Raw genomic sequence first — 436 nt, forward strand, 5'->3', positions numbered from 1 at the left:
CCGGCATCACGGCGAACGCCACCGTCAGCGGCGTCACCAATGCGGGCGCGACGGTGACGCTGGTCGACGAAGCCGACCGTGCGGCCGCCGATGCGACCGGGCAATCCACCATCGCCCCGGCCGGGCTCGTCGACGGCGTCCACACGTTGACGTCGACGGAAACCTATCTCGGCGTCGCCGCGGGCTCCGCACGTGTCGGCCTCGTCCTGGACCGTGCCGCCCCGGGCACGCCCGGGCTCGCTCCCGCCCACGACACCGGCGCATCGGCGAGCGACCCGATCACCTCGGACGCATCCCTCACCGTGCATGCGGCTGAGACCGGCGGCAAGCTGGGCTGCGTCGTCGACGGCAGCGCGGTCGGGGCCTACGACCCGAGCACGCTGAAGGACGGCGCCCATACGGTCTCGGTGACCCAGTCGGACGCCGCCGGAAACGT

General features: G+C 73.2%; 1 protein-coding gene. It reads left to right on the forward strand.

Going from position 1 to position 436, the window contains the following annotated elements; all coding sequences use genetic code 11:
• Positions 1 to 436, forward strand: a 436-nt coding sequence (locus tag MKK70_RS20070) for a hypothetical protein (RefSeq protein WP_243949487.1), incomplete at both ends; no start/stop codon positions are given.

Source organism: Methylobacterium sp. E-041 (assembly GCF_022829665.1).
GTDB lineage: Bacteria > Pseudomonadota > Alphaproteobacteria > Rhizobiales > Beijerinckiaceae > Methylobacterium.